Origin of the sequence: Chitinivorax sp. B, assembly GCF_005503445.1 — a bacterium.
Taxonomy (GTDB): Bacteria; Pseudomonadota; Gammaproteobacteria; order Burkholderiales; family SCOH01; genus Chitinivorax.
In genome coordinates, this window is the sequence record NZ_SCOH01000152.1 from 1 (window position 1) to 1429 (window position 1429).

4 protein-coding genes are annotated in these 1429 nt (G+C 59.3%); 1 reads left to right on the plus strand and 3 read right to left on the minus strand.

The window, feature by feature from the left end; translation table 11 throughout:
* Positions 1-71: 71 nt before the first annotated feature.
* Genes FFS57_RS26050 through FFS57_RS24965 form a run of 3 tightly spaced genes read right to left on the minus strand, consistent with a single transcriptional unit; the run spans position 72 to position 1017 of the window.
* Positions 72-266 (minus strand): hypothetical protein, encoded by a 195-nt coding sequence (locus FFS57_RS26050; protein WP_137940517.1) that lies wholly within the window; start codon positions 264-266, stop codon positions 72-74.
* Between the two features lie 19 nt (positions 267-285).
* Positions 286-582 carry a transposase gene (locus FFS57_RS24960; RefSeq protein WP_249384171.1) on the minus strand — a complete coding sequence of 99 codons (297 nt, stop codon included), beginning with the start codon at positions 580-582 and terminating at the stop codon, positions 286-288.
* Between the two features lie 36 nt (positions 583-618).
* Positions 619-1017, minus strand: a complete 399-nt coding sequence (locus FFS57_RS24965) for a hypothetical protein (RefSeq protein ID WP_171014218.1) — start codon at positions 1015-1017, stop codon at positions 619-621.
* 126 nt (positions 1018-1143) lie between these two features.
* On the opposite strand from FFS57_RS24965, the gene FFS57_RS25535 reads away from it, so the two are divergent.
* Positions 1144-1359, plus strand: coding sequence for a hypothetical protein (locus tag FFS57_RS25535; protein WP_171014219.1), 216 nt, complete (start codon positions 1144-1146; stop codon positions 1357-1359).
* The last annotated feature ends 70 nt before the right edge of the window (positions 1360-1429 follow it).

Genomic DNA, 1429 nt, shown 5'->3' on the forward strand with positions numbered 1-1429 from the left:
CCAAGCGCAAGGACAGTGTCGCGGGCAAGCGACAGCGGGCAGCATGGGATCCGCGCTTCAGAACTGAGCTTTTATTTGATTAAACAAGGAGTAAAGTTCGATCCCGCCCTGGCGCCACCCGTTGAGGCTGTAGAAAAACCCGTTTTCACCGAATTTTCAGCAAACAAAATGGCGCAGATTGTCTCTGTGCCATTTTGCTTTTCATGCTTTTGCCGCGCCAGATCGCTGCCCTTCTGCCTCCCGGTTGACCAGCGGGCGTCAAACAAGGGATTTCCCCCTTGTTGCTTACTGCCCGTACCCCTGATGCGCCAGTTTCTCGATGTTGTGCACCAGACAATACAGTTGCCGCTGGGTATTAACCTTGCGCCGGCCGCGCAGGGTGAAACGGTTGAGGCGTTTGTTGTGCCGGAGGTTGCCGAACACCGGTTCGACGGTGGCAAAGTGTTGTCCGTGGCGGGCTCTGCCGGCTTCACTGTCGATGGCTTGTTTCATCCGCTCGCTATGGCTTTCTGCGGTCGCCCCCGCGAAAGAAGCTGACTTGCCGCACTTGGGTTTTGTCTGGCGTGCGCAGGCATTTGTCACGCTGCTCGCAAGGCAGGCAGTCGCACAGGGTGCCGCTTATTTGGTTGAGAGATAACCGTTGTGAATGCAGTTGCTGCCGTTGCGGTAGAGCACCTTGCCGGCCGGGCAGGTGTACTCCGGATCGAGCATGAAGTCCCGGGGGCGGTAACACTTGCCTGGTTGCTTCGGGCGAGCCTTGTCGTAGAGCGGATCGGGCTTGGCTTTGTATTTGCCCTGTTCCTTAGAACGTTCGTCGCGCTGGCGCATGCCGTTGTCGGCGATCAGGGCAGTGATATTAGCCTCGGCCAGTGCCTTGAGGTTGCTTTCGGCGTGATAGCCGGCATCGGCGGTGTAGAGGGTAGCCGGACTGGCCTGGGCTTCGACGATGATCTGGTGTTTGGCATCGACTGCCGCCACCCCGGTGAATCCCTGGATGACGCCTTTGCTGGTGGCCATCTTGGCGCTGTCGGGATCGGTGCGGTTGCTCTTGATGATGCTGCCTCTGCTGCCCTGACGATCTTTGAGGTGGGCGGCGAGCCAGTCGCGTAATTGTTTTGCCGCTTATTGCAGGTGTTCGGCCTTTTGCTGCTGTTTCCCGGCGAGGTCGGGTTCGACCGGCAAGGCATCGTTCTGCCGGTGGCGTTCGAGCATCTTCTGCGCGGCCGCTTCGAGTTTGCCGGCCTGATTTCGAAATCCGCCCGGGTGCCGCTTTGGGCTTTGGCGGCGTTGCTCGGCAGCTTGACGCCGTCAATGGCAAACATCTCGCGGCCGATCAGGCCTTGCCGGTCGCACAGGTAAAGCACCTGGGCAAACAGCTGCGCAACTTCCTGATCCAGGCTGGAGACAAAGGCCGCCAGCGTGGTGAAGT